This is a genomic window from Paramagnetospirillum caucaseum (assembly GCF_000342045.1).
GTDB lineage: Bacteria > Pseudomonadota > Alphaproteobacteria > Rhodospirillales > Magnetospirillaceae > Phaeospirillum > Phaeospirillum caucaseum.
On the sequence record NZ_AONQ01000194.1, the window covers coordinates 1 to 622 of the forward strand.

General features: G+C 59.0%; 1 protein-coding gene. It reads right to left on the reverse strand.

Features of this window, described 5'->3' with window-relative positions; translation table 11 throughout:
• Positions 1-14: 14 nt before the first annotated feature.
• Positions 15-622, reverse strand: a 608-nt coding sequence (locus H261_RS22965; protein ID WP_152427096.1) for an IS630 family transposase, incomplete at its 5' end; no start/stop codon positions are given.

Here is a 622-nt window from a genome sequence, read left to right on the forward strand (position 1 = left end):
AGAGCAATTCGCGATCATACTGGTTCATATCCGGCAGCCTTGAAGAAGTTCCGGCACTCGTCGGGCTCGTAGAGATCGCAGATTCGGCCGATGGCGTCCCATAGATCCTGAATGGTCCTGGCCTCCCTTTTTCGGAGGTGTGCCTTGAGCTTCGAGAACGCCATTTCGATTGGATTGAGGTCTGGGGAATAAGGCGGCAGGAACAGGATGAAGGCTCCTCGGGCTCGGATGATCCGTTCCGCCAGAGGGCTTTTATGGGCCGCGAGATTGTCGAGGATCACGACATCGCCCGGTTCCAGGGTTGGGGCGAGTTGGGTCTCGATATAGGCCTCGAACATCTTCCGGTTCATCGGACAATTGATGACAAAGGGGGCCACCAGGCCATCGTGACGCAGGCCAGCGATGAATGTCTCCGTCTTCCAATGTCCGAAGGGCACAGAGGCTTTCAACCGCGCCCCTTTGGGGGAGCGGCCCCGCAGACGGGTCATTTTGGTATTGGTTCCGGTCTCGTCGAGGAACACCAGACGATGGGCTTGGCGCCGCATCAGCGGTTGGCGGCCCTTAATCCACTCCTCGCGCAGCAACCGGACATCCGGCCTCATCTGCTCGGACGCGACCAAAG